23 protein-coding genes and 1 rRNA gene (1 of these 24 cut by a window edge) are annotated in these 25826 nt (G+C 55.4%); 8 read left to right on the forward strand and 16 right to left on the reverse strand.

All coding sequences use genetic code 11. The features are described from left to right. The 7 genes from EAW52_RS19170 to EAW52_RS19200 all read right to left on the reverse strand — a co-directional run. A 16S ribosomal RNA gene (locus tag EAW52_RS19170) occupies positions 1-651 on the reverse strand (it extends 886 nt beyond the left edge of the window). A gap of 471 nt (positions 652-1122) precedes the next feature. Next, entirely contained in the window at positions 1123-1740 is a 618-nt protein-coding gene (gene msrQ / locus EAW52_RS19175) for a protein-methionine-sulfoxide reductase heme-binding subunit MsrQ (protein ID WP_122043635.1), read from the reverse strand. Then, a complete protein-coding gene (gene msrP / locus EAW52_RS19180) occupies positions 1740-2750 on the reverse strand; it encodes a protein-methionine-sulfoxide reductase catalytic subunit MsrP (protein ID WP_122043636.1) in 1011 nt (336 codons plus the stop codon). The genes msrQ and msrP overlap by 1 nt, the downstream gene beginning before the upstream one ends. 63 nt (positions 2751-2813) lie before the next feature. Next, positions 2814-3680, reverse strand: coding sequence for a CDP-diacylglycerol--serine O-phosphatidyltransferase (gene pssA, locus EAW52_RS19185; RefSeq protein WP_019367407.1), 867 nt, complete (start codon positions 3678-3680; stop codon positions 2814-2816). Between the two features lie 168 nt (positions 3681-3848). After that, complete coding sequence (gene ilvC / locus EAW52_RS19190; RefSeq protein WP_010796850.1) at positions 3849-4865, reverse strand: ketol-acid reductoisomerase; 1017 nt, start codon at positions 4863-4865, stop codon at positions 3849-3851. Between the two features lie 39 nt (positions 4866-4904). Then, positions 4905-5396, reverse strand: coding sequence for an acetolactate synthase small subunit (ilvN, locus tag EAW52_RS19195; protein WP_010796849.1), 492 nt, complete (start codon positions 5394-5396; stop codon positions 4905-4907). 2 nt (positions 5397-5398) lie between these two features. Then, positions 5399-7126, reverse strand: a complete 1728-nt coding sequence (locus EAW52_RS19200) for an acetolactate synthase 3 large subunit (protein ID WP_010796848.1) — start codon at positions 7124-7126, stop codon at positions 5399-5401. Positions 7127-7513: 387 nt separating this feature from the next. On the opposite strand from EAW52_RS19200, the gene EAW52_RS19205 reads away from it, so the two are divergent. Then, positions 7514-7963, forward strand: a complete 450-nt coding sequence (locus tag EAW52_RS19205) for a DUF4124 domain-containing protein (RefSeq protein ID WP_122043638.1) — start codon at positions 7514-7516, stop codon at positions 7961-7963. 3 nt (positions 7964-7966) lie between these two features. Here the strand turns inward: EAW52_RS19205 and EAW52_RS19210 are convergent, their stop codons facing one another. Genes EAW52_RS19210 through mrcB form a run of 3 tightly spaced genes read right to left on the reverse strand, consistent with a single transcriptional unit; the run spans position 7967 to position 11363 of the window. Further along, positions 7967-8293 (reverse strand): YqcC family protein, encoded by a 327-nt coding sequence (locus EAW52_RS19210; protein WP_010796845.1) that lies wholly within the window; start codon positions 8291-8293, stop codon positions 7967-7969. Continuing rightward, on the reverse strand, positions 8293-9030 hold the full coding sequence (locus EAW52_RS19215) for a M48 family metallopeptidase (RefSeq protein WP_019367410.1): 738 nt from the start codon (positions 9028-9030) through the stop codon (positions 8293-8295). The genes EAW52_RS19210 and EAW52_RS19215 overlap by 1 nt, the downstream gene beginning before the upstream one ends. Positions 9031-9041: 11 nt before the next feature. Next, the gene (gene mrcB, locus EAW52_RS19220) at positions 9042-11363 is read right to left on the reverse strand and encodes a penicillin-binding protein 1B (RefSeq protein ID WP_162997660.1); all 2322 of its coding nucleotides are present in this window, start codon (positions 11361-11363) and stop codon (positions 9042-9044) included. 117 nt (positions 11364-11480) lie between these two features. Between mrcB and EAW52_RS19225 the strand changes: the two genes are divergently transcribed. From EAW52_RS19225 to EAW52_RS19235, 3 genes are all read left to right on the forward strand, one after another. Then, on the forward strand, positions 11481-13022 hold the full coding sequence (locus tag EAW52_RS19225; RefSeq protein ID WP_122043639.1) for a bifunctional aminoglycoside phosphotransferase/ATP-binding protein: 1542 nt from the start codon (positions 11481-11483) through the stop codon (positions 13020-13022). Between the two features lie 115 nt (positions 13023-13137). After that, positions 13138-13425: a TfoX/Sxy family protein gene (locus tag EAW52_RS19230; protein WP_010796841.1), complete on the forward strand. Its 288-nt coding sequence runs from the start codon at positions 13138-13140 to the stop codon at positions 13423-13425. Positions 13426-13500: 75 nt separating this feature from the next. Continuing rightward, positions 13501-14298: a Crp/Fnr family transcriptional regulator gene (locus EAW52_RS19235; protein WP_010796840.1), complete on the forward strand. Its 798-nt coding sequence runs from the start codon at positions 13501-13503 to the stop codon at positions 14296-14298. A gap of 236 nt (positions 14299-14534) precedes the next feature. On the opposite strand, the gene deoA is transcribed toward EAW52_RS19235, so the two are convergent. The 6 genes from deoA to EAW52_RS19265 all read right to left on the reverse strand — a co-directional run bounded on the left by deoA (position 14535) and on the right by EAW52_RS19265 (position 20924). Beyond that, positions 14535-15842 carry a thymidine phosphorylase gene (deoA, locus tag EAW52_RS19240; protein WP_122043641.1) on the reverse strand — a complete coding sequence of 436 codons (1308 nt, stop codon included), beginning with the start codon at positions 15840-15842 and terminating at the stop codon, positions 14535-14537. Positions 15843-15911: 69 nt separating this feature from the next. Beyond that, a complete protein-coding gene (locus EAW52_RS19245) occupies positions 15912-17177 on the reverse strand; it encodes a NupC/NupG family nucleoside CNT transporter (protein ID WP_122043642.1) in 1266 nt (421 codons plus the stop codon). 66 nt (positions 17178-17243) lie between these two features. Next, complete coding sequence (locus EAW52_RS19250) at positions 17244-17657, reverse strand: cytidine deaminase (protein WP_074829428.1); 414 nt, start codon at positions 17655-17657, stop codon at positions 17244-17246. A 59-nt stretch (positions 17658-17716) separates the two neighbouring features. Next, positions 17717-18655, reverse strand: coding sequence for a nucleoside-specific channel-forming protein Tsx (locus EAW52_RS19255; protein WP_122044869.1), 939 nt, complete (start codon positions 18653-18655; stop codon positions 17717-17719). Between the two features lie 367 nt (positions 18656-19022). Next, on the reverse strand, positions 19023-19730 hold the full coding sequence (gene sfsA / locus EAW52_RS19260) for a DNA/RNA nuclease SfsA (RefSeq protein ID WP_122043643.1): 708 nt from the start codon (positions 19728-19730) through the stop codon (positions 19023-19025). A gap of 21 nt (positions 19731-19751) precedes the next feature. Beyond that, positions 19752-20924, reverse strand: a complete 1173-nt coding sequence (locus EAW52_RS19265) for a pyridoxal phosphate-dependent aminotransferase (protein ID WP_122043645.1) — start codon at positions 20922-20924, stop codon at positions 19752-19754. A 238-nt stretch (positions 20925-21162) separates the two neighbouring features. On the opposite strand from EAW52_RS19265, the gene dksA reads away from it, so the two are divergent. The 4 genes from dksA (at position 21163) to EAW52_RS19285 (ending at position 25773) form a co-directional block, all read left to right on the forward strand. After that, positions 21163-21606, forward strand: a complete 444-nt coding sequence (dksA, locus tag EAW52_RS19270; protein ID WP_010796833.1) for an RNA polymerase-binding protein DksA — start codon at positions 21163-21165, stop codon at positions 21604-21606. A gap of 57 nt (positions 21607-21663) precedes the next feature. Beyond that, positions 21664-22551, forward strand: a complete 888-nt coding sequence (gene gluQRS / locus EAW52_RS19275; RefSeq protein ID WP_122043646.1) for a tRNA glutamyl-Q(34) synthetase GluQRS — start codon at positions 21664-21666, stop codon at positions 22549-22551. 104 nt (positions 22552-22655) lie between these two features. After that, entirely contained in the window at positions 22656-22832 is a 177-nt protein-coding gene (locus EAW52_RS19280) for a hypothetical protein (RefSeq protein WP_010796831.1), read from the forward strand. Next, positions 22816-25773 carry a sensor histidine kinase gene (locus EAW52_RS19285; protein ID WP_122043647.1) on the forward strand — a complete coding sequence of 986 codons (2958 nt, stop codon included), beginning with the start codon at positions 22816-22818 and terminating at the stop codon, positions 25771-25773. The genes EAW52_RS19280 and EAW52_RS19285 overlap by 17 nt, the downstream gene beginning before the upstream one ends. Positions 25774-25826 lie beyond the last annotated feature (53 nt).

The following is a 25826-nucleotide window of genomic DNA, read 5'->3' on the forward strand; positions in this document are numbered from 1 at the left end:
ACTCTAGCCAGGCAGTTTTGGATGCAGTTCCCAGGTTGAGCCCGGGGATTTCACATTCAACTTACCAAGCCACCTACGCGCGCTTTACGCCCAGTAATTCCGATTAACGCTTGCACCCTCTGTATTACCGCGGCTGCTGGCACAGAGTTAGCCGGTGCTTATTCTGCTGGTAACGTCAAAGCTGCAACGTATTAGGTTACAACCCTTCCTCCCAGCTTAAAGTGCTTTACGACCCGAGGGCCTTCTTCACACACGCGGCATGGCTGGATCAGGCTTTCGCCCATTGTCCAATATTCCCCACTGCTGCCTCCCGTAGGAGTCTGGACCGTGTCTCAGTTCCAGTGTGACTGATCATCCTCTCAGACCAGTTACGGATCGTCGCCTTGGTGAGCCGTTACCCCACCAACTAGCTAATCCGACCTAGGCTCATCTGATAGCGTGAGGTCCGAAGATCCCCCACTTTCTCCCGTAGGACGTATGCGGTATTAGCGTTCCTTTCGAAACGTTGTCCCCCACTACCAGGCAGATTCCTAGGCATTACTCACCCGTCCGCCGCTGAATCAGAGAGCAAGCTCTCCTCATCCGCTCGACTTGCATGTGTTAGGCCTGCCGCCAGCGTTCAATCTGAGCCATGATCAAACTCTTCAGTTCAAACATATCCGGGTTTTGAGAAAACCCTAAACTTGGCTCAGCAATCGCAAATAAACTCTCGAATTCACGAGTGTTACTTGTCTTGCTGATAATCTTGTCGATCCATCAGTCTTACAGCACAAGCACCCACACGAATTGCTTGATTCAACTTGTTAAAGAGCGGTTGGTTAAGACCTTGTCTCAACCGAGGCGCGCATTCTACGCTAACCTCTTGTCCTGTCAAGCTTTTTGTTCAACCGGTCTAACCAGCCGAACCGCTTGCCGGACCTGCCGGATCAGAAAACCTGTTCTGGCAGCGGGAGGCGTATTCTACACAAGCCCAGGGGCTTGTCAACTACCGCTTCCCTCTTTCCACTTCTGCCAGACCGGAGGCCTGACCTTGACTAAACAGCTAAGCCATTGATCTACAAGGCTTTTTGCTGTTCCGTTGCAGCGGAAGTGGGGCGCATTATAGGCCCCTCCGCTCACAGGTCAAGCTTTATTTTGGCTGGACTGAAAAATCTTCTTTTGTCTTAGCTGAGTGGCGATGAATGGTAAGCGAAGCACAAGCAGCAGGCCTCCTATCGAGGCGTATATCAGCCACTCGCGGATATCCGAGCGAGTTATCCAGAACATGTGCAGCAAGGCCATAACCAATGCTATATAAATGAGACGATGCAGCCGCTTCCACTGCTTGCCTAATTTACGCATGCTGTAACGGTTCGAGGTCAGAGCTAGAGGAAGCAGCCCCAGCACGGCAATGAACCCTACAATCACATAGGGACGCTTCTGCAATTCAATACCCAAGCGGGAAAAATCCCAGCCTAATACAAAGGCCAGGTAAGAGCAGAAATGAAGCGCTGCATAGGTGAATGTCCACAGGCCTAACTGGCGGCGAACCAATACCCATCCTTTCCAGCTCGTCATTTTCTGCAAGGGCGTCAAGCTGAGCGTTATCAGTAAGAGTACTAGCGCCCCCAGGCCAAGCCTATCAATGATTACTTTACCAGGGTCAGGACCCAAGGCAGAACTCCATACCTCGTACAGCCAAACACCAAGCACCGAAAACGCACTGATAAAAACGACCAATCGCCATACTTGCAACATCATTAATACTGCGTCCTTAGATCCATTCCGGCGTATAGGCCAGCAACCTCCTCTGCATAACCGTTAAACATCTGTGTTTCTTTAATATTAGGACTAAATAGACCGCTAGGAAGCCGTCGCTCTTTAGCCTGACTCCAACGGGGATGATCGACCTGCGGATTGACGTTGGCATAAAAGCCATACTCATTTGGCGCCATGCTTTGCCAGGTTGTCTGCGGTTGATCACTCACCAAGCTGATGCGAACAATCGACTTGATACTTTTGAATCCATACTTCCATGGCACAACTAATCTAATGGGTGCGCCGTTCTGATTAAGCAGTACTCGCCCATACATGCCTACCGCCAATATAGCCAATGGATGCATGGCTTCATCCATACGCAGACCTTCTCGATAAGGCCAATCCAGTAGCGAGAAACTGGAACGCTGCCCTGGCATATGCTGGGGATCATTCAATGTTTCAAAACGAACGTACTTGGCATTAGCTGTTGGCTGGAACTGTTTAATGACATCTGCCAGTGGAATACCCAGCCACGGGATAACCATGGACCAGGCTTCGACACAACGCAGGCGGTATATCCTTTCTTCCAACTGCTGAGGCCGGATAATGTCCTCCAGCGAGTAGGTACCTGACTTACCAACCTCTCCGTCTACCTTGACTGTCCAAGGCTCGATCACCATCTGCCCTGCATTGGCATAGGGATCCCCTTTATCAGGGCCGAACTCATAAAAGTTATTGTATTGCGTAGCGTCTTTGAAAGGCGTTATAGACTCACCTTTTACATCTACCGCTTTCCAATGAATAGCAGACTGCTTCTCGGCAAACCAATCAGGCGCTTTGCCTGGTTCCACATCTGAATAAACAGATCCGTCAGCAAGCGCCCAGCCGGGCAGCATCGTAGCAGTAACAGCAGCACTGGCTGCACTCATGAATTGACGGCGAGACAAATAGATATTTTCTGGAGTGATTTCAGATGGCTTGCAGGCAGAACGCGGAGGGACGTTGATCAGCATGGCAATCTCCACAGCGACTACTGTCGATACGTAGTCTCACTGTGGAGATAATCAGGGAATTAATCAATGCGTGCGGTCGCGATGACGGCGGAAGCGCATTAATGCCTTGACGGGACCTGACACAGCATAAGCAAGGAAACCCAGCAGCAGGACACGTGGCGGATCAGTAAAGATAATGGCGAAGATCAGGACAGCGATGAGGATGCCCACGAAAGGAACACGCCCTTTCATATCCAGGGTCTTGAAGCTCCAGTACTTGAAATTACTAACCATGAGCATTCCTGCAGCAGCAACCATGAACGCAACCAGGAATGAGAGTTTGGAGCCCTGAATACCAAAGTCGCTAAAGCACCACACTGTTCCAGCAACTAGCGCAGCGGCGGACGGACTGGCTAATCCAATGAAATAACGCTTATCGACGGAGCCGATCTGAGTGTTGAAACGCGCTAGTCGAAGTGCTGCACCTGCCACATAGATAAAGGCCACAGCCCAACCTACATTGCCTAGACTGATCAGAGCCCATTCAAATGCAAGAATGGCCGGCGCCACACCAAAGGCCACCATGTCGGACAGCGAATCGTACTGTTCCCCAAAAGCACTCTGGGTATTGGTCAAGCGCGCAACACGACCATCCAGTCCATCAAGGATCATGGCGATAAAAATGGCTGCCGCTGCTGCAGCAAACCCTACAGCAGCCTCTTCCGACTGCCCTTGGATAAACGCAGTCTGTGCCGCAATGGACTTGATGATTGAATAAAGTCCTGCAAAAAGCGCGGCTGTCGTGAAGAGGTTCGGAAGTAAATAGACGCCTCGACGGCGAATCTTTCGTCCCTGGGCATCGTGTGTTTCTTCGAAATGCTCATCGACGGGAATAATGCTTTCAGTGCTTGAGGAAGCTGTTTCGTTAGCTTCGTCGGGACGCTCGCTCATGAAAATTCCTTGCATAGGACTTGAAGTCTTGGATGATCCCCTCCTCTCAGGGTTCATCCTTAACACGTTACAGCTTTTATATCAGAAGACGAGCTGAAACGAAAAAACGCGGCCGTAGCCGCGTTTTTCCGAAACTGAGATCAACAGGACTTTTAATGGCCCTAATGATTAGTTTTTGCTCTTGTCGACGATCTTGTTAGCAGCAATCCAAGGCATCATGGCGCGCAGTTTTTCACCGATCTGCTCGATACCGTGCGCCGCATTATTGCGACGATATGCCGTCATGGATGGGTAGTTGCTTGCGCCTTCGCTGATAAACATCTTGGCATATTCGCCATCCTGAATACGCTTGAGCGCATTGCGCATAGCTTGGCGAGATTCGGCGTTGATGATTTCAGGACCTGTCACGTACTCGCCATACTCCGCATTGTTGGAGATGGAGTAGTTCATGTTGGCGATACCGCCTTCATACATAAGATCCACGATCAGCTTCAGCTCGTGCAGGCACTCGAAGTAGGCCATCTCAGGAGCGTAGCCCGCTTCAACCAGTGTTTCGAAACCTGCTTTAACCAACTCAACGGTACCACCGCACAGGACAGCCTGCTCACCGAACAGGTCGGTCTCGGTCTCGTCCTTGAATGTGGTTTCGATGATACCGGTACGGCCGCCGCCCACGCCGCAAGCGTAGGACAGCGCTACGTTCTTGGCATTGCCGGAAGCATCTTGGTAAACGGCGATCAAGTCAGGAATACCGCCGCCCTTGACGAACTCGGAGCGAACAGTATGACCCGGGGCCTTGGGTGCAATCATAATGACGTCCAGATCCGCACGCGGCACAACCTGGTTGTAATGGATTGCAAAGCCGTGAGCGAACGCCAGGGTAGCGCCCTGCTTCAGGTTAGGTTCGATTTCATTCTTGTACAGCTGAGCCTGAAATTCGTCAGGCGTCAGAATCATGATGACATCGGAAGAGCTAACGGCTTCTGGAACGCTTTTGACAGCCAGTCCAGCCGCTTCGGCCTTCTTGGCAGAGGCAGAGCCCGGGCGCAGCGCGACGACAACGTCTACACCTGAGTCTTTCAGGTTGTTTGCATGAGCGTGGCCCTGAGAGCCATAGCCGATAATGGCGACTTTCTTGCCCTGAATGATGGAAAGATCACAATCTTTATCGTAATAAACGCGCATGAAATTCTCCTTAGAATTAGCCGCGTGGCTTTATCAAATTTAAATGCTCAGAGCCTTGTCGCCACGGGAAATCCCTGTGACACCACTGCGTACGACTTCCAGAATAGACGTCGTACCGATCGCCTGGATAAAGCTGTCGAGTTTTTCACTCGTACCAGCCAGCTGAATCGTATAGACGCTACTCGTTACATCCACTATCTGTCCACGGAAGATATCCGTGGTGCGTTTGACTTCATCGCGTTGAGCTCCGGTCGCCTTGACCTTGATCAGCAGAAGCTCACGCTCAATGTGGGAGCCCTCGGACAGATTCACCAGCTTTACAACCTCGATCAGCTTATTGAGGTTCTTGGTAATCTGCTCGATGGTTTCATCGTGCCCCACGGTTGTCAGCGTCAGACGCGAGAGCGTTGGGTCTTCTGTCGGAGCAACGGTCAGGCTTTCGATGTTGTAGTTGCGCTGCGAGAACAGGCCGACCACACGGGACAATGCGCCTGGCTCGTTTTCTAGCAGAAGGGAAATGATGTGCCGCATGATTAAGTCCGCTCCGTCTTGCTCAGCCACATTTCGCGCATCGACCCATCTTTAATCTGCATCGGATAGACGTGCTCGCTGGTATCGACCTGAATATCCAGGAAGACCAGACGGTCCTTCATGGCAAAGGCCTCTTCCATCATGGGCTTGAGATCAGCCAGACGCGTGATACGCATACCGGCATGCCCGTATGCCTCAGCCACCTTGACGAAGTCAGGGAGCGATTCCATATAGGAATGCGAGTAACGGCTGTTGTACTGCATGTCTTGCCACTGGCGAACCATGCCCAGGGCCTGGTTGTTCAGCGTAATGATCTTGACGGGAAGGTCATACTGCAGACAGGTGGACAGCTCCTGAATATTCATCTGGATACTGCCCTCGCCTGTTACACAAGCGACGTCGACGTCAGGGAAGTTCAGCTTGACGCCCATGGCCGCTGGCAGGCCGAACCCCATGGTGCCCAGGCCACCGGAGTTGATCCAGCGGTTTGGCTTGTCATACAGATAGTACTGTGCAGCGAACATCTGATGCTGACCTACGTCAGAGGTGATGAACGCATCTCCATGGGTTACTTCGTAAAGCGTCTCGATCACCGTCTGCGGCTTGATGATGCTTCCATCCCCCTTGTCATAGGGGAACAGGCCGCCCTGCGAGCTGCGCCATTCCTCAATCTGCTTCCACCAATTGGCCTGAGCTTCTGCCGCGGGTTTCTCGCCAATTTCCTTGAGGATGGCAACCATTTCCGTCAGAACGCTATCGACAGGTCCAACAATCGGAACATCCGCCTTGATCATTTTGGAGATGGAGGCAGGATCGATATCGACATGAATGATCTTGGCATTGGGGCAGAAACGTTTGGCGCCATTGATGACGCGATCATCAAAGCGGGCACCTACTGCCAGGATGACATCGCTATGGTGCATTGCCAGGTTGGCTGTGTAACTGCCGTGCATACCTAGCATACCCAGGAACTGACGATCACTGCCTGGAAAACCGCCCAGCCCCATCAACGTGTTGGTAACTGGCAGGTTGAGCATCTTGGCAAGCTCGGTCAGCTGGGCTGCACCGTTCCCCATGATGACGCCGCCGCCCGAATACAGAATAGGCCGCTTGGCCGCCAACAGCATTTCAGCGGCCTTGCGAATCTGTCCTGAATGGCCACGAACAGCCGGATTATAGGAGCGCAGCTTGACCTTTTTGGGGTATACGTATTCGAACTTCTCCGTGGGGCTGGTCATATCCTTCGGGATATCAACCACAACCGGCCCGGGACGACCCGACTCCGCCAGATAGAAGGCCTTTTTCATGACCTCTGGAATTTCGGAGGGGTGCTTGATCATGAAGCTGTGTTTAACGATAGGCCGGGAAATCCCCACCATGTCGACTTCCTGGAACGCATCGGAGCCGATCATGTTGCTGCCAACCTGCCCAGACAGGATCACCATCGGAATGGAATCCATATACGCCGTAGCGATACCTGTAATGGCGTTAGTGGCACCGGGGCCTGACGTTACCAGAACGACGCCTGCCTTTCCGGTCGCACGCGCATAGCCGTCTGCCATATGCGTGGCTGACTGCTCATGGCGAACAAGAATATGGGTTACTTCTTTTTCTTTAAAGAGGGCATCGTAGATGTGCAGCAGGGCACCACCAGGATACCCATAGATGTATTTAACGCCTTCGTCACGCAAAAAACGGACGACCATTTCAGCGCCGGATAAGAGCTCCACGTTTCACCTCTCAACGCAATACGAGCGCCCACGAGTGGGCTTTCGGGGTTCGATCGACTGCAAGGCAGAGCATGGGCGACGGTGATCGCCGACGGGACAGCTGCCAAGAAAGCCGTGTTGGAAGAGCTCTAGAGTTACCGAGTTCCTCCACCCAGCGCGAGGTAACGCGTTACGGGTATGACTGCGGCGGCGCGGGTAGGCACCTCATGGTCTGCCGAGAAGCTAGCTTTGGGCCGGCTTTCTACAGCGAACTTTGGATTCTTCGCATTCAGCCGGTGCAAGTCAAGCCGTCTATGCACTTAATTTATGCACAGATCGAAGTCTCATTTTTTAAAGGCAAGTTTCGCTATAGTAGAGCGCTCTAACCCTTACGCTAAAGGATTCAACATGTGGCGTACGTTTTTAGCCATTAGCAGTGCCTTTGTCTTGATGGGCTCCGTTCACGCCGCTCAGGTCTACAAGTGGGTCGATGCCCAAGGCGTCACCCACTTCAGCGCGCAACCGCCTGCTGATCGCAATGCAGATGAAATGAAGCTAAAACCGGCACCCAGTCTTTCAGGCCAGGCCAATACACCGGGAGCCGGGAATGGTACGGGCGACGCCGTGAACAATGCAGAACAGCGCTCTATCGAGCAGAAGGTTCAGCAAGACGTCAGAGAACAAGAAAAGAAGCGTGAGGAGTACTGCAAGGCTGCGCGAACCAACCTGGCACAGCTGCGCAGTAATCCTCGGGTCATGGTCGAAGAAGGTCGGGGTCAAATGAGACGGCTCACCGAGGAGGAACGCCAGCAGCGTATCAGCGAAGCCGAATTCTCGATCAATCAGAACTGCAATTAAGCCTTAGCGATGTTCGATCAGACGATCGAACTCGCCCAGCGCCTCCAAAAGCGTTGCCACGTTGCGCATGTCGTTTTGATAGACCACTTCCGCCATAGGACGGATGCCTGAGCGTCCAGGTAACCCGCTGTCCGACTCAATGATAACCTTCATCCGTGGTAGAAAAATCCACTGAAGCCATTGCGCAAAGCTCAACGTGTCTACACAGAACGGCTCTTGGCTGGCCAGGTCCTGATCGCTGGGCGGCACGCTTTCCCACCACCCCAGCACACGCAACTCTCGCTCGATCAGAAGCAATTGCTCCGCCAGATCAGACAGGCGAGCATCCATCAGGCACCCACCTTGGCACGCTGACGTGCTGTAGCCGCACCCGCGGCATCGCCTTGGCGTTCGCGCGATTGAGCGATCAATTCCCACAGACTGGCTTGCAGGGCGGGACGGCCATTGGCGTACGTCAGTCCACGTCGAGCCAGCTGCTCAGCCTGCGCGGCATCGCCTTGGGCCAGGCGGACTTCAGCCAGCCGATATAGCACTTGCGGCTCGCGAGGCGCTATGCGCATGGCACGCTCCAGGCTTGAGGACGCTCCGTTAAGGTCACCGCCGCCCTGCTGTTGCTGTGCTGTTGTCAGCAAGGCCAATACGGGACCATCGAGCTGCTCATCGGCCGACAGCGCACTGCTACGACTGGAAGGAATTCCCGTAGGCGCGCTGGGTGCCGGCTGGGGCGCTGAGTAGCTGTCATACCCCTGAGCAGCTGGCGCACCGGTAGAGGGTCCCACAGTTATAGGCCCCGTCGAAATAGGCGCTGTAGCCGGAGCTGCCGCAAAGGTCTGGATGGGCGCCGGGTTATCACCGGGCACCATCACCGTTACACCGCCATCCTGCTGTGGCGCCTGGGCAGCCATAGGCGGCGGTGAATTAGTCGGCATGCGACCGCCACTACGCGCCAGCTCCTGATTGGAAACAGGCGTGCTTGAGTCCACAACCGGAATAGCACCTTGCTGTGGCGTGGCACAACCTGCCAGAACTACCGTAGCGGCCAGTGCCGCCCATACCGCTTTAGTCACGTTCTACCCTCTTAATTCAACCAACCGCGGACCCAGTCCATGACAGAGTCGGAAGGGTTCTGTCCACCACATGCCGGCCCTGGGGGCGGCTCACTTCCCTGAATATAGGGCATTTGGACCGCGCCAGGGCAATTTGGATCGGTCCCCTGCCCGGTGGCCGGATTAACCCATGCCTGAACAACATTATCGGGCAGCGGCAGATCCAATGAGGTTGGCTTGGCGCGTTTCATGAACCCGGTCCATACCTGCAAGGCTCCTGTCGCGCCGGTCAACGGCGTCTTGCCATTGTCATCACGACCCAGCCAGACTACGGCAAGCAAGTCCTGACTGAAGCCCGAGAACCAACTGTCTCGTGAATCGTTGGTCGTACCGGTCTTGCCCGCCAGATTCAAGGATGAAGGCAGCTGGTTATAGACCGAGCGAGCTGTGCCCTCGCGCACGACACGCTGCATCGCGTATTGGGTCAGGTAAATAGCCCCCGGATCGAAACGTTGCTGAATCTGGAACGGATAACGCTTGAGCGGCTCACCGTCAGATGCCAGAACGCTACGAATGCTACGCAGCGGTGTATTGAACCCACCATTGGCCAGCGTCTGATACATGGTGGCGACTTCCATGGGAGTTAACGCACCAGCACCCAGAAGCGTTGAAGGATAAGGCGGCAACGAGCGACTCACTCCCAGACGCTCGATGGTCTTGAGCACCTCAGGCACGCCCAGATCCAGGCCCAGTCGGGCAGTAGACAGGTTGTAGGAATGAGCCAGTCCCTGATATAGGAAAATCGTCCCGTGGGAATCACGTTCGTAATTCTGCGGACGCCAAACCTGACCATCACCTGTCTTAACGGAGAACGGCTCGTCCTTGATGAACGTGGTCAGGGTGTACTGACTCGGCCTTTCCAGTGCTGTCAGGTATACCGCAGGCTTGATGATGGAGCCGACCTGCCGAACTGCATCCAGTGCCCGGTTATAGCCGGCAAAGCGAGGATCACGCCCGCCCAGCAATGCCTGAACTTCACCGGTTTCAGGGTTGGTGACCACCATGGCCGCCTCAATGCCTTCCACACCCTTGCGGCCGTCGAGGCGCTTCAAGGCCTCGGTCATTGAAGTCTCGGCCTTGAGCTGAAGAATTGGATCGAAGCTGGTGAAAATACGCAGCCCTTCACCAGTCAAATCTTCTTCCCGGTAGTCTTGTTGGAGCTGACGCTTAACCAGATCGATAAAGGCAGGATAGGAGCTGTTTGTCAGCGAGCCTGCCTTGCTGATCCCCAAGGGCCGCTGCTTGGCCGCTTCCGCATCTTCCCTTGTGACTGCACCCTGTTCGGCCATCAGGTCGATGACTAGGTTACGACGAGCCAGGGCACGCTCCGGATAACGCCGCGGGTTGTAGTAGGAAGGTCCTTTTACCATTCCTACCAGCAGAGCGACCTGGTGCAGCTTGAGCTCGGACAACGGCTGGCTAAAGAAATACTGACTGGCCAAACCGAAACCATGAATGGCGCGGGTGCCATCCTGCCCTAGGAAAACCTCATTGAGGTAGGCCTGAAGGATTTCGTTCTTGTCGTAATGCAGCTCCAGCAATACCGCCATCAGGGCTTCGGTAAGCTTACGAGTCAGACTGCGCTCACTGGTGAGGTAGAAGTTCTTGACCAACTGTTGGGTCAGTGTACTGCCACCCTGACGCAACTGCCCTGTGGTGACGTTGATCCAGGCTGCTCGCCCAATCGACTTTAGCGAAACACCATGGTGATCCCAGAACTCACGGTCTTCGACCGAGACCAGTCCATTGATAAGTGCAGGCGGAACCTGATCCAGCTTAACGAGGATACGGTCTTCGTTGTGGGCAGGGTATATGCCGCCTATCAACAGAGGCTCAAGACGCGCCACGGCCAGATCCGAGCCGTCCTTGCTACTCAGACCCGAGACAAAATCGCCAGAGAAGTTCACCTTGATCGAGCGAGGAGGTTCCTCACCCTCGTAAAACTGAAAGCCTCGGGTATCCAGCTCGACGCTGGAGCCTGCTACCGAGACGTCACCCGGCCCCTGAATGGCTTTTTCACGGCGATAGCCTAGTGCATCAAGCTCGGTCAGGAAGTCATCCTTGCTGAGCTTAAGCCCTGTAAACAGCTCAAGCGGCCGTGCATATACCTTGGCAGGAACCATCCAGCGCTTACCGGAAAATTTCTCCTGCACGATAGCGTCGAGATAAATGGAAAATCCCGCAAGGACGACCAAGCCCACCAGGCCTAATTTAAGAGCCCAGCCGGACAGGGAGCGCCAGTTGAAGAATTGGCGGGACGGTTTTTTTGAGCGAGAGGATCGGGTGCGTTTCATGGCGGCGCATTATACGCACTTTGCTTCTAGCGGGCAGACGCCAGCCAGCGGTTTGCAGGGTCACTCACAGCGGCCATAATGGCGATCACTTTTTCATGGCTACGCTAAGGACCGCTTGTGAGTCAGACCCTGATCGCTGCGCTGCAGAACCCGGCCCTCTATCCGCACCCGGTTACCGCGTTCAATGTTATCGAGACGCATATTTCCTGGGTTGTTCTGACAGGGGAGTATGCCTACAAGATCAAGAAACCGGTGAACTTCGGCTTTCTTGACTTTACCGACCTGAAAGCCAGAGAGCATTTCTGTAGCGAGGAACTACGCCTCAACCAACGCCTGACGAAAGGACTGTATCTGGATGTCGTTCCCATTACAGGCCGTCCGGAGTCACCCCAGATAGGTGGCGAAGGTCCGGTTATTGAATATGCCATCAAGATGCGCGAGTTTCCTCAGAGTCAGCTCTTGAGCGAGATTGAAAAGCGCGGCGAACTCACCGAGCAGCATATTGATGCACTGGCCGAGCAGATTGCGCGCTTCCATTTGAGCGCACCGGTTGTCGATGCTTCAAACGAACTGGGGTCGCCCGATGCGGTGATGGCACCTGTGCGTCAGAACTTCGAGCAGATCCGCCCTATGCTTGAGCATGCACAAGACCTTGCCCAACTGGATCACCTGGAGGCCTGGGCAGAGGAACATTTTGCCCGGCTGCATCCCCTATTCGAGCGGCGCAAGGCGGAAGGCTTCATTCGTGAATGCCACGGCGACATCTACCTTGCTAATGTGACCCAACTGGACGGACAGGTCGTACTCTTTGACTGTATCGAGTTCAACGAGCCTTTCCGTATGACGGATGTGATTGCCGATACCGCCTTCCTGGCGATGGACCTGGAAGACCGCAAGCACAAGACGCTGGCCCGCCGCTTCATCAATGCTTATTTCGAGATGACCGGCGATTATGACGGGCTGCATGTTCTGCCGTTCTATAAGGCTTACCGGGCCATGGTTCGGGCCAAGGTCAACCTCTTCCAGTACGGCCAGACCTCCGATCTGGCTCAAAAGGCTGAAATCCTGACACGCTACCGCAATTATGCGTCTCTGGCAGAAAGTTACTGCGCCATTCCGTACTGCCTGTTGGCCATTACCCACGGTGTATCCGCTGTAGGCAAAAGCAGCGCAGCGCTCAAACTGGTGGAGGCACTGGGCGCGATTCGTATTCGCTCGGATGTCGAGCGCAAGCGGTTGATTCAGGACGCTACGCCTGACGTGCTGTATAGCGCTGAGTCCGGGAAGGCAACCTATGATCGCCTGCATCACTTGGCGGCAGATATCCTTCAGGCCGGCTATCCGGTAGTACTGGATGCAACCTATCTGAAACAGGCCCAGCGCGAAGCAGCTGCTCAGGTGGCAGAAACGGCAGCCGTCCCCTTCCTGATTATCGACTGCCACGCCCCGGATACCGTGATTACCCAGTGGCTTGCCGAGCGCCAGGCTGAAGGCCGTGATCCGTCTGATGCAACCCTGGCGGTCGTCCAGGCTCAGCAGCAAGGCCGTGAAGCGCTGACAGAGCAGGAATTGATCCGAACACGGCATGTTGACATGACCGATCCGACCAACCTGGATGCGCTCGTCAAGGCCATGCAAGACAAGCTACCGGTCAACTAACTGCAGGCTCCACACATCGTTTCCTCCTCCAGCGCCCGGAGAGACCGCTACACTGAAGAGGTACTCAGGCGAGTGCATTCAGTGAGCACTAGGCAAAACGGGCCTGGAGGGCACGATGAGTAATGACTTACTGTTGTTGAAGAATCTCGGCAAGACGTCAGTACTTTGGTTACATGCGGTAGGTATCCGTACGGTAGACGAGTTGCGCAATCGGGGCTCGGCGGGAGCTTACATGGCGGTATGTGCACGCGGTTTTCGTACATCGAAAGTTCTGCTTTATGCCCTGGAGGGCGCTCTGCTCAACATTCACTGGAATGAACTGACACCTCAACACAAGCAGGCCCTACTCGCTCAGGCCAGAGCCTTGGCTCAGGAACACGAGATAGCTCACAAGCTCCGCTGATGAGGATTTACGCCGTCCACCGGCTTGCTTATTGTGCGAGCTATTTCACACCTCTGATATAAAGGATTCAGGGCCATGTATCTCCTTGGCGAGCAGCCTACCTATGCCGACCAGCTGATCAGCCGTCTACAGGGTATTCCGGCGCAGTTGCTCGAAGGACTTTCCCCTTCAGGCGAGCCTATTTCCGTTTACTGCCTGTATGGCTTGAGCGAGCTCGAGCCAGCCAACCATCTTTTTTTGATACAGAAAGGCATGGTGCATGCCTTAGTGGAGGGGCGTCCCCTGTTTTATTTGCAGGAAGGCGACCTGGTTGGCATGAGACAAGGGCTCGATCTTCCCGAGTGCACCTATAAAAGCGACGAGCCCGTCACGCTCATTCCCTACCGGCGCTCGGATGTGTTTCGCCATATCCACAGCAGCGAACAGCGCCAGGAGCTGCTGCTTCAATACCTTATTGGTCAAAACGCGCTGCTTTCCGATGCACTGGTGCGACTCAAGCCCCAGGAAGTACGCCCCAGTACAGGCTTCAAGCAATTTGCCATAGGCGAAGAGTTGATTCGTCAGGGGGATGAGGCTGACCACGTCTTCATTATTATCGAAGGCCACGCCGAGGCGCGGGTCAATGATCAGAAGGTAGGCGATGTGTGCAAAGACGAAATCTTTGGCGCCATGGCGGTTTTCACCCAGGAGAAACGCAGTGCGACTGTAGTAGCGACCGAGCCCTGCACAGTGATGATCATTCCCAAGGATCAGTTTTTAAGCCTGATGTACAGCACGCCCCGTATCGCTCACAACCTTATTGAGAATATGGCTCGCCGCATCGATCTGCTTAACAAGGAAGTCACGCAGTTGCGCCAGCAGCTCAAATCATAAGCCTGCTTCCTATTTGAGAATAAGAAATATTCTCGAATAGCTTGACACAGAAATGAGAATAGCTATTATTTGAATCAGCTGGTCGCGAGACTGGCTCTGATAACTGAGAGACTAGCAGGTCGGCCTTTCAGGTTATCTCCTCATCAGGCTAATCACGGTTTCGACCCGGCTCTGCCGGGTCTTTTTTTGTCTGGAGAAAAGCGACTGCGCTGAGTGCGTAACTGGTTATCCAGCCTTCAGATGTACTCGTGAATCAGTCTGCCGGGCACAGGGCTCTCCATTCCCAAGCGGTAGGCACGCTTGATCGAGACAGCTGCTTCCTGGGCTTTGTCCTTATTGGCAGCATGAACCCAGCAGAGAGGTTTCTGCTCGTCTACGGCCTCGCCTACAAAAGCCAGCTCACTTAAACCAACCGACAGATCGATCTGATCGGCTGGGTGCTGACGACCGCCACCCAGGACTACAACAGCCAGGCCTACCGAACGTGTATCAATGGACACCACACGTCCCGGTCGTTCGCTGAAAACAGGCATGACGACAGGCGCTTGCTGTAGATACCGCTCCGGTGCTTTGGTCAGATTAACCGGGCCGCCCAACGCGGCCACCATACGAGCGAAACACTCTAGGGCGGAACCGTCTCTCCAGACCCCGAGCAATTGTTCATGGGCCTGGACTGTTGTATTGGCCTGCCCTGCCAAAACCAGGGCCTGTGCAGCCAAGGCCATTGTTACCTCCCAAAGTCGCTGACTACGGATCTCGCCTTTGAGAAGCGTGATAGCCTCAGCCACTTCCAGGGAGTTTCCCGCACTGCGTGCCAGCGGCTGGTTCATATCGGTAACCAATGCCCGCGTTTTGACACCTGCCCCGTTGGCTACCGCGACAATGCTCTGCGCCAGCGCTTGCGCCTGGCTAGTCTCTGCCATGAAGGCACCGTTACCCATCTTGACGTCCATGACCAGAACATCCAGTCCTGCCGCCAGCTTCTTGGCCAGGATCGACCCGGTAATAAGATCAATGGACTCAACCGTACCGGTCACATCGCGAATGGCATAAAGCCGTTTATCCGCCGGTGCCAAGTCAGCGGTCTGCCCAATGATGGCGCAGCCCACTTCAGCCACGACTTGCCTCAACTGCTCAGGTGATGGCTGGCAGTTATAACCGGGAATACTGTCCAGCTTGTCAAGCGTACCGCCGGTATGGCCCAAGCCGCGACCTGAGATCATCGGCACGTAACAGCCACAAGCTGCCAGCAATGGCGCAAGAACGAGGCTTACCACATCACCCACACCGCCGGTGGAGTGCTTGTCGACTACAGGACCGGGCAGGCTCCAGGAGAGCGTTTGTCCCGAATCGCGCATGGCAGTCGTAAGGGAAATGCGTTCATCGACTGTCATGCCTTTGAGAAAAACAGCCATGGCGAAGGCCGCGATCTGTCCTTCACTAAGGGTTCCGTCCGTTATTCCTGCAACGAAACGCTTGATATCCAAGCGCTCCAGTACCAAGCCGTCACGCTTGCGACGAATCACTTCCTGAGCCAACCACATCCTGGCAGTCCTCCAGGCTAATCCACCATCACGAGGTAGGCGCAGCAGATAACTGCCGCGCCGCCTGGTTCATATCGAGATGAAAAATCCCACAATCGCGGCGCTCATGAAGTTGGAAAGCGTCCCGCCAATCATGGCGCGCAGTCCAAGCCGTGCCAGCTCAGAGCGGCGTTGCGGAGCAATGGAACTCAAACCACCCAATTGAATGGCAATGGATGCCAAGTTGGCGAAGCCGCACAAAGCAAAAGTCACAATGATTTGTGTATGGGTAGACAAGACCTGCACGCCTGCAGCCGCTGCCTTGGCAGGATCCATGTAGTTGGCAAGATCCACATAGGCCACGAACTCATTCAGAACGATTTTCTGGCCAATGAAACCGCCTGCCTGAACCGCTTCATTCCACGGCACGCCGAGGAGAAATGCGACAGGCGCCAGCAGATAACCCAAAATTAGCTGCATCGTAATCTGCGGATAACCCAGCCAACTGCCAGCCCAGCCGAGCAATCCGTTAAGCATGGCAATGAGTGCAATGAACGACAGCAGCATTGCGCCTACGGCCACGGCAAGCTTCAAACCCGCCTGAGCGCCTTCTGCGGCGGCATCAATGACATTGGCTGGCCGGTTCTCGCCCTGCCCCAGATTACCCACGATGGTTTCGTCCCGGGTCGCCTCGGTTTCAGGCTCCATCAGCTTGGCCATAAGCAAGCCTCCCGGTGCGGCCATGAAGCTGGCAGCGATCAGATATTTGAGATCAACACCCAGCCCGGCATAGCCCAGCAATACCGATCCGGCAACGGCTGCAAACCCGCCAACCATCACTGCAAATAACTCTGACCGGGTCATATCGGCGATAAATGGCCGAACGACAAGCGGTACCTCAGACTGACCAATAAAGATGGCCGACGTTACTGCCATCGACTCAATCCGGCTGGTCCCCAGCATCAGCCTCAAGCCCCCTCCGATCAGCCGAATGATCCAACCCATGATCCCCAGGTAGTAGAGTACGGAGATAAAGCTTCCAAAGAAGACAATGACCGGCAGTACTTTGATGGCAAATACAAAGCCGCCATTGCCGAACACCTCGAACATGTGGGCACTGCTCAACCCGCCGAAGAGAAACTCGATGCCCTTGTCCGCATAGAGCTGTAGCGACGAGACGCCACTGGAGATCGATGCCAACACGGTCTGCCCCCAGGGAATATAGAGTGCAAAGGCCCCTAGCGCGACCTGAATGCCAAAGGCACAGAGAACCGTACGCGGCCGGATAGCGCGGCGATGGCTGGATAGCACGACGGCAATAGCGACGAGCACAGCCATCCCGACAAGACTGATCATGGTGTTGTCTCCGAACACAATAGGACCTCAAGCGCCGACTCGAACGCCGGCAAGCCTTCGGTGACGTTAGAAAGAATCAAAGGCGCCCGGAAGCAATTCCTTGAGTGTCCAGACCTTGGTGGCCGACGCGTCGCTACCCTGGCAGATGATCACCGCATCAGGCGCCATAAGTTCGAGCAGGACCTGACGACAGGCACCGCACGGGCTGATCAGAGGAACCTTGGGAGCATAAACGGCAATTGCCTTGAAGCTGCGTGGAGCAAATCCCTGACTGATGGCCGAAAACAATGCGCTACGCTCGGCACAGTTGGTGAGGCCGTAGGAAATATTTTCGACGTTTACGCCATGAATTACGCGCCCGTCCTCGGTCAACAGTGCAGCGCCCACGGGAAACTGAGAATACGGTGAGTAAGTTTGGTCAGCAGCCAGCTTGGCTTCTTCCAACAATTGTTCATGCTCAGTGGCGGCATGCTCGCTCATAAGGAGGTCCTCGCAGATAAAAGGCCGGCACTTTAAACGTTCCAGCCTCGTTTTATGAATCAGAATTGATAACCCACGCCGAAGTAATAGCCCCAACCGTTCGAGCGAGCCCTGAAGGGGCCGTCACCAAAATTCAGTTCGGTGCCATCCTTCCATTGTCCGCCATTATGGAAATAGCGCCCCACTGCCATCAGGCGCAGGTGCGTAAAGGAATACAAAAGGACGTTGGTAGCGACGGTCGCGTTGGCGGTACGAGCAGGGCCTGCCTTGTCGTGCAGATCCGAGCCGAAGTCAAAGTTGGTAAAGCCGACATATGTCAGGGACGCTCCGTTGTCGAACGTCCCCAAGGGTAGAATGTACTTTAGCTGCGCCCGGTAGCCATCCCAGGAGTTTTCATTGGCAGCGCCATAATTTTCCCACTGACGACGCACATACAGGTTAGCGGAGAGGTTGAGACGCGTCCCCGTCTCGATATCCGTTCCCAGGCCGCTATAAAGCGTGTTGCCCCGGTTCTCGCGGTTATGACCGTGATCATAAATCCAGTCAAACGCAACATAGAACTCCTTGAAAGGGCCGAACCCCAGCTTGCGATCCAGCAGCTCATCGATGGATACCCGCGGCTCATGCTCCATGAACACGGGAGAGCCTTTATCCCATACACCGCTGTCGTGACTGTTACCGATCCCTAACACCTTGGGAATATCGACATACCCATAGAGCTCGAAAGGCCCTTTACGCCCGAAGTATTCATATTCGAGATAGATATCATCGACGGGACGTGGACCGAAGCTGATGTCCTTGCTACCGATCAGTGTCACGTTCTGGTTATACCAGGAGGACAGATAGGTTCCTTTCTCCGGCGTAGCGACTTCGTAGCTGAGGTCCTCGCCCTGGGCACTCTCCTCTCCTTGCGCAGGTGGCGTCGCTCCAAACACGGGCATGCCAATGCCCGCAGTCAGCGAGACACCTAACAAGACCTTTTGAGTCCGCTTGGTCATAGATAAACAGGTGAAGAAACGAGAAATAACCGCGTACTCCAATGTTGCACTCCTTCAAAGGGTTACATCACCCGCCAGATTAGGCACAGCAGAAGGCCATAGGCTTTACTCTGTGCGGAGTAACCGCATTACAAAAAGGTTACGTATTGATACGTTTGTAAAGTGGGAGGGAGCGTAAGCACGGGATGTGCCAAACCTGACTCGCTGAACAGGATTCAGGCAAGAGCTGCTGCCGGCCCGCATTTTCCCCATGCACACCGGAATCAGTCGGCCTTACATTAGTGAATCCGTTGGTCGCTGCACCGTCATGACTCATTCGTGCCCTGTGAAGGGCACAACGGCGTGGTCGAGCTCATCCCACCGAGAGTTACATCACGACCTTAAGCCGACGAGTCACCTGTATGGCCTGTGGCGTAACATCAGCACCGTAAGCCAGAATCTCGACTCCGGCCTCCAGCGCCTCGCGCAATGCACGTCCGTAGGCAGGATCGATATCATCGGCAGGACGAACCGCATCTATACCTGTGAGATTGACGCAATACAACAGCACCGCACGCGCGCCCTCACGCGCCAGCGCCGACAATTCACGTAGATGCTTGGCTCCCCGAACCGTAACGGCGTCCGGGAAAGCTGCCACACAGTCCATGTTGTAGCCGAGCGTTACGCTCTTCACCTCGACAAAAACCTCTCCTGAGGGATACGTCAAACGAAAATCCGCCCGGCTATTTTCAGTGCCATAAGCCACCTCACGACGCAACGTGCTAAAGCCGGCAAGTTCTGGAATTACCCCAGCCAATAGCGCTTCCTCCACCAACCGGTTCGCTCTGCCGGTATTGATGCAGGCGAGCCGCCCGTGGGCCGTCTCTACAAGCTCCCATGTCCCAGGAAGCTTGCGCCTGGGATCATTGGAACGGCTGAACCAGACACGAGCGCCCTCTGCCTGACAATTGAGCATCGATCCGGTATTCGGGCAATGAATCGTCAGGGTCTCGCCCGTCACCGTCTCGATATCAGCCAAAAAACGTTTATAACGCCGGATCAAAAGCCCCTCTTCTAGGGGTGGATCAAACTGCATGGACTACTTCCGCTTCGATGATCAGGGACGCCAGGTTTTGAGGCCGCGAGCAATGCGTGTGACGGCCTCCTCCAACCGCGGCAGGCTTTGGGTATAGGCAAAGCGGACATGCTGACCGGCACGGTAGCGTCCGAAGTCGAGCCCCGGAGTAAAGGCTACATGCTCGGTCTCGATGAAATGCTGGCAAAACGCATACGCATCGCCGCCAAAGGCAGACATATCGGCGTAGAGGTAAAACGCGCCTTCCGGCTCGACCTCAATTCCAAAGCCCAGCGCCCGCAAGGCTGGCAGCAGGAAGTCGCGACGCTGCTGAAACGCTGTACGTCGGGCCTCGAAAATCTCGATCGCATCTGGCTTGAAACAGGCCAAGGCCGCATGCTGAGCAATCGTGGGTGCGCTGATATAAAGATTTTGTGCCAGCTTCTCGAGCTCTGGAATAGCCTCCGACGGTGCGACAAGCCAGCCCAGGCGCCAGCCGGTCATTCCAAAGTATTTGGAAAAACTGTTCAGAACGAAGGCCTCGTCATCGACTTCCAACACGCTTGCCGCGTCCAACCCATAGGTCAGACCATGGTAGATCTCATCCACCACCAGATGACCGCCTCGCGTGTTTAGACGCTTGGAGAGCGCCTCCAACTCATCCCTGTGCAGGACCGTTCCCGTGGGATTGGCAGGCGATGCTACTAGAGCACCTACGCTGTCTCGCGTCCAATGGGCGTCGACGAGCTCAGGCGTCAATTGGTAGCGCGTCTGCGGACCGACTGGAACCAACTGGGCCGCCCCTTCGATCAGGCGCAGGAAATGGCGATTACAGGGATAACCGGGATCAGCCATCAGCCAGTGCTTGCCCGGGTCGACCAGAAGCGCACTGGTTAGCAGAAGTGCGCCTGAGCCTCCGGGCGTAATCATAATGCGTTCGGGATCAATATTGACGGCATAGCGCTTGGCATAGAACTCGGCAATGGCTTCGCGCAGCTCAGGCAGACCGCGCGCAGCGGTGTAACGGGTATTACCATTCGCCAGCGCCGCCTGCCCAGCCTGGATGATGGGTTCTGCTGTCGTGAAATCCGGCTCGCCGATCTCCAGGTGAATGACATCATGCCCAGCGGCCTGTAACTGATTGGCACGAGCCAGCAGGGCCATGACATGGAAGGGCTCAATGGCACGGCTACGCGCACTAAATGATTTGGTCATGGTCTATCCGAACTTGTTAGAGAGAGGGGATTCTAACCAAGGCTATAAAGACGGCACCAATACATATAATTCGAGCAAGACCCACAAGATATGCCTTGGGGCTTGATAACAAGGACTTCAGGTAGTAGCGCCGCACCAAGGCTTCTGGTAAGTTCGCCCGCTTGCATCCGCGGGGGCCTCTTGCCCAGTAGACGTATCCAGCCTGCGGACAGGATTAGCGAAAGTGAGAGGGTCATCCATGGCGACCGACGAAAAACAGCAAAACACCCCTTTGACCCGTGGCTTCGAACCTTATCAGGAGGAGTCTGGCGAGGAGTACATGAGTGAGCGCATGCGCGCCCATTTCACTAACATCCTGAATAAATGGAAGCAGGAACTGCGGGAAGAAGTAGACCGCACTGTAAGTCACATGAAGGAAGATGCCGGCAGCCATGCCGACCCGGCCGACCGTGCGACCCAGGAAGAAGAGTTCAGCTTCGAGCTACGTACCCGTGATCGTGAGCGCAAGCTGATCAAGAAGATCGACGAGACGCTTCAGCTGATCGAAGACAACGAATACGGCTGGTGCGACTCTTGTGGTATCGAAATCGGTATCCGCCGCCTTGAAGCACGTCCGACTGCCAGTCTGTGCATCGACTGCAAGACACTGGCGGAAATCAAGGAAAAGCAGATCGGTTCCTGACCGATCAAGGGGCGCTCAGGCGCCCCGCTTGCTTTTTAACGATTGTCATTCCCCACCATGACGACCTCATCCTATATAGGCCGGTTTGCCCCGACACCTAGCGGTTACCTGCATTTCGGGTCACTGGTTGCAGCCGTTGCGTCTTATCTGGACGCCCGTGCCGCAGGAGGACGCTGGCTTGTACGCATGGAGGATCTCGATCCGCCTCGTGAGGTTCCAGGCGCCCAAACAGCCATTCTCGACACGCTGGAACGCTATGGCTTCGAATGGGATGGCGCCGTAGAGCGGCAAAGTGATCGTCATGATGCCTATGAGGCTACCGTAGCGCGCCTGCTGCATAGCGGCCTGGCCTATGCCTGTACCTGCTCGCGCAAACAGCTGGAAGGCTATGGGGGACTGTATCCTGGTCACTGCCGTAACGCCCAGCATGCCCATGACATGGCCGCGATACGCATCCGGGTTCCTGAGCTCGAGTATGCCTTTACCGACAGAGTACAAGGCGAATTCCGTCAGCATCTAGGACGGAACGTAGGCGACTTTATTATCCGTCGGCGTGATGGCTTGTTTGCGTATCAGCTCGCCGTGGTACTGGACGATGCCTGGCAGGGCATTACCGATATCGTCCGAGGTGCAGACCTTCTCGACTCCACGCCGCGTCAGCTCTATCTGCAGGAACTGCTAGGCTTTCCCCTACCTCGCTACCTGCACGTCCCGCTGATCATTCAGCCTGACGGACACAAGCTGGGCAAATCGTACCGCTCCCCGCCTCTTCCGCACGATCAAGCCGGACCGCTACTGCTCAGAGCCCTGCGTGCGCTAGGCCAGCAGCCATCTTCCGAGCTCCATAGCGCCAGCGCCCGAGAGATTCTGGCCTGGGGTATACAATCCTGGCAGCCTGCCCGGATACCACATACCCATACACTTGCCGAAGCTGAACTCCGGTAACAACGCAGATTGTCTCAAAACGGATAAGGCAGACCTGCGCTAACGGATGCAGGCTCCCCCATCCATCGGCTACCATCCAGCCAAGGCCTATTTGAGAATGCAGTATGTATATCTACCGGTTGGTCCTGCTCCTGGTTGTGGGCATCTACCTGTTTTCCCCTGCCATCATGGATTGGTGGATCGACCCGACTGGTGCCTGGTATCGCCCTTACCTACTCTGGCTGATTCTGATCGTGGTTACTTTTATTCTTCAGAGCCAACGCGATGCCGATGAGCTTTAGTATTTCCCAACTGCTTGCCATCAGCGCAGGTTATCTGCTGATTTTCTTTGGCGTAGCCTGGATGACCGAGCGAGGCTGGGTCCCCCGCCGCCTGGTCAGACATCCGATCATCTATACCCTGTCCTTGGGCGTCTACACCAGCGCCTGGGCCTTTTACGGAACGGTTGGCCTGGCTTATGACTATGGGTATGGGTTCCTATCATATTACCTGGGCTTGTGTGGCGCATTTCTACTGGCCCCCGTGCTGCTCTATCCCATTCTGCGATTGACTCGCGTCTATCAGCTGTCCTCGCTAGCCGACCTTTTTGCCTTTCGCTTTCGCAGCACCTGGGCAGGCGCACTCACGGCCCTGCTGATGGTGGTTGCCGTTCTGCCATTATTGGCCCTTCAGATCCAGGCGGTCGCTACCAGTACCGGCATTCTGATCAGCGCACCGGCACAGGACGGCCCGGCACTGGCCTTCTGCTTTCTGATTACGCTGTTCGCCATGCTGTTTGGCGCACGGCAAATTACCGCTCGCGAACGCCATGAAGGACTCGTGGTAGCAATTGCTTTCGAATCGCTGGTCAAGCTCATCGCGCTAGGTGCTGTTGGCCTGGTAACGCTCTATACCGTGTTCGACGGTCCCTCTGGGCTTGAAACCTGGCTGACCCAGAATCAGACAGCACTTTCCACACTGCATACGCCCTTGCAGGAAGGCCCCTGGCGGATCCTGCTCCTTGTCTTTTTTGCGGCGGCCATCGTGATGCCACACATGTATCACATGGCGTTCACGGAAAACCTGAGCCCCCGTGCCCTTGTCAGCGCCAGCTGGGGCCTTCCGTTGTTCCTGTTATTGATGAGCCTGGCTATTCCACCGATTCTCTGGGGCGGTCTTGCTCTTGGTGCTCCAACGAGCCCGGAATATTTCACATTGGGCGTGGGCATGGCGCTGGATAAACCGCTGCTGGCGCTGGTAGCGTTTGTAGGAGGCCTGTCCGCCGCCAGCGGCGTGATCATCGTGATGACCATGGCCTTGTCTGGCATGGTGCTCAACCACCTGGTGCTGCCCCTGTATCAGCCACCTACCGACGGCAATATCTATCGCTGGTTACGCTGGACGCGCCGCGGATTGATTGCAGCCATCATCATGGCTGCCTATGGGTTTTACCGCCTGATCGGTAATCATAGCGACCTGTCGAGTCTTGGCATTGTTGCCTTTGTGGCCACGGTGCAGTTTCTACCAGGCGCATTATCCGTTCTCTACTGGCAGACCGCCAATCACCGCGGCTTCATCGCAGGCCTTCTGACCGGCATGGGCCTGTGGACGCTGACCATGCTGCTGCCGGCGCTTGGCTTCATGAAAGGCTTCGAAGTCGGTCCTTTCTCCTACTACATCGATGCCACCAACTGGCACTTGGCAGCCCTGGCGTCACTGGCCGCTAACGTTCTAGTGTTTGCACTGGTCTCTCTGTTCACCGAAGCCAGCGATGAGGAAAAAAGCGCGGCGGAAGCCTGTGCGGTAGACAATGTCAGACGGCCCCAGCGACGGGAGCTGATTGCCGCCTCGCCCCAGGAGTTCGCTACTCAGCTGGCCAAGCCCCTGGGTGCCAAGACCGCCCAGAAGGAAGTAGAGCGCGCCCTAAGCGATCTGCTGCTTCCCTTCGACGAGCGTCGCCCGTACGCGCTACGTCGGCTCAGAGACCGTATCGAGGCCAACCTGTCAGGCCTGATGGGGCCACGGGTCGCCCAGGATATCGTCGAAACGTTCCTGCCTTACAAGGAAGGCAGCGAGGCCTATGTCACCGAAGACATCCATTTTATTGAAAGCCGTCTGGAAGATTATCAGTCCCGTCTTACAGGTCTTGCAGCCGAACTGGACGCCTTGCGTCGTTACCACCGGCAAACCCTGCAGGAACTGCCCATGGGTGTTTGCGCGCTAGCCCAGGACTGCGAGATCCTGATGTGGAACCGGGCCATGGAGCGGCTGACAAACATCGACTCAGTGCAAGTTGTAGGCTCGCGCCTTTCGGCACTACCTGAGCCCTGGAAAGCCCTGTTCGAACGCTTTCTCCGCTCTCCCGACCAGCATCTATACAAACAGCGCCTAGCACTCGACAGCAACCAGCGCTGGCTCAATTTGCACAAGGCGGCCATCGACGAGCCCCTTGCCCCCGGTAACAGCGGCAACGTTCTGGTCGTGGAAGACATCAGTGAGACCCAGCTGCTCGAAGATCGACTGATTCACTCCGAGCGCCTCGCCTCTATTGGCCGCCTCGCAGCAGGAGTCGCCCACGAGATTGGTAATCCGGTTACCGGTATTGCCTGCCTGGCACAGATCCTTCAGGAAGAACGCGAAGCGGATGGAGAAATTCAGGAGATTAGCGGACAGATCGTCGAGCAGACACGCCGCATCACCCGCATCGTTCAATCGCTGATGAGCTTTGCCCATGCCGGTGGTCGGCAACATGACCCAGAGCCGGTCAGACTGTTAGATACTGCACAAGAAGCCATCTCGCTGTTGTCGCTTAACCGCCGCAGCGTCGATGTCGAGTTCCAGAACCTGTGCGATCCGGAGCACTGGGTCAAAGGCGACCCGCAGCGGCTTGCTCAGGTATTGATCAATCTATTGTCCAATGCTCGCGATGCCTCGCCACCCACCGGCACGATCAAGGTGCGTAGCGAAGCCCGTGGGCAGACGGTAACGCTTATCGTCGAGGACGAAGGCTCCGGCATCCCAAAAGCCATAATCAGCCGTCTTTTCGAGCCCTTCTTTACAACCAAAGACCCTGGTAAAGGGACGGGACTTGGCCTTGCTCTGGTCTATTCCATCGTGGAAGAGCATTATGGAGACATAATGATCGACAGCCCGATCGACCTTGTGCAAGGCCGCGGTACGCGTATACGTGTGAATTTGCCGCGTCATTTTGAACAACCTGATCGAGCCGTAACCGGAACGTAGAGCGGAAACGAGATGCGCCACTGCCTGGCGCCTCCGCTCTGCCACCGTCGAGA

The organism is Pseudomonas sp. LTJR-52, from assembly GCF_003691465.1.
GTDB lineage: Bacteria > Pseudomonadota > Gammaproteobacteria > Pseudomonadales > Pseudomonadaceae > Chryseomonas > Chryseomonas luteola.

Coding starts and splice junctions, on each gene's coding strand:
- msrQ (WP_122043635.1), bottom strand. CDS start 1,740: ATGATGTTGCAAGTATGGCGATTGGTCGTTTTTATCAGTGCGTTTTCG.
- msrP (WP_122043636.1), bottom strand. CDS start 2,750: ATGCTGATCAACGTCCCTCCGCGTTCTGCCTGCAAGCCATCTGAAATC.
- pssA (WP_019367407.1), bottom strand. CDS start 3,680: ATGAGCGAGCGTCCCGACGAAGCTAACGAAACAGCTTCCTCAAGCACT.
- ilvC (WP_010796850.1), bottom strand. CDS start 4,865: ATGCGCGTTTATTACGATAAAGATTGTGATCTTTCCATCATTCAGGGC.
- ilvN (WP_010796849.1), bottom strand. CDS start 5,396: ATGCGGCACATCATTTCCCTTCTGCTAGAAAACGAGCCAGGCGCATTG.
- EAW52_RS19205 (WP_122043638.1), top strand. CDS start 7,514: ATGTGGCGTACGTTTTTAGCCATTAGCAGTGCCTTTGTCTTGATGGGC.
- EAW52_RS19210 (WP_010796845.1), bottom strand. CDS start 8,293: ATGGATGCTCGCCTGTCTGATCTGGCGGAGCAATTGCTTCTGATCGAG.
- mrcB (WP_162997660.1), bottom strand. CDS start 11,363: ATGAAACGCACCCGATCCTCTCGCTCAAAAAAACCGTCCCGCCAATTC.
- EAW52_RS19230 (WP_010796841.1), top strand. CDS start 13,138: ATGAGTAATGACTTACTGTTGTTGAAGAATCTCGGCAAGACGTCAGTA.
- EAW52_RS19235 (WP_010796840.1), top strand. CDS start 13,501: ATGTATCTCCTTGGCGAGCAGCCTACCTATGCCGACCAGCTGATCAGC.
- deoA (WP_122043641.1), bottom strand. CDS start 15,842: ATGTGGTTGGCTCAGGAAGTGATTCGTCGCAAGCGTGACGGCTTGGTA.
- EAW52_RS19245 (WP_122043642.1), bottom strand. CDS start 17,177: ATGATCAGTCTTGTCGGGATGGCTGTGCTCGTCGCTATTGCCGTCGTG.
- EAW52_RS19250 (WP_074829428.1), bottom strand. CDS start 17,657: ATGAGCGAGCATGCCGCCACTGAGCATGAACAATTGTTGGAAGAAGCC.
- EAW52_RS19255 (WP_122044869.1), bottom strand. CDS start 18,655: ATGACCAAGCGGACTCAAAAGGTCTTGTTAGGTGTCTCGCTGACTGCG.
- sfsA (WP_122043643.1), bottom strand. CDS start 19,730: ATGCAGTTTGATCCACCCCTAGAAGAGGGGCTTTTGATCCGGCGTTAT.
- EAW52_RS19265 (WP_122043645.1), bottom strand. CDS start 20,924: ATGACCAAATCATTTAGTGCGCGTAGCCGTGCCATTGAGCCCTTCCAT.
- dksA (WP_010796833.1), top strand. CDS start 21,163: ATGGCGACCGACGAAAAACAGCAAAACACCCCTTTGACCCGTGGCTTC.
- gluQRS (WP_122043646.1), top strand. CDS start 21,664: ATGACGACCTCATCCTATATAGGCCGGTTTGCCCCGACACCTAGCGGT.
- EAW52_RS19280 (WP_010796831.1), top strand. CDS start 22,656: ATGTATATCTACCGGTTGGTCCTGCTCCTGGTTGTGGGCATCTACCTG.
- EAW52_RS19285 (WP_122043647.1), top strand. CDS start 22,816: ATGCCGATGAGCTTTAGTATTTCCCAACTGCTTGCCATCAGCGCAGGT.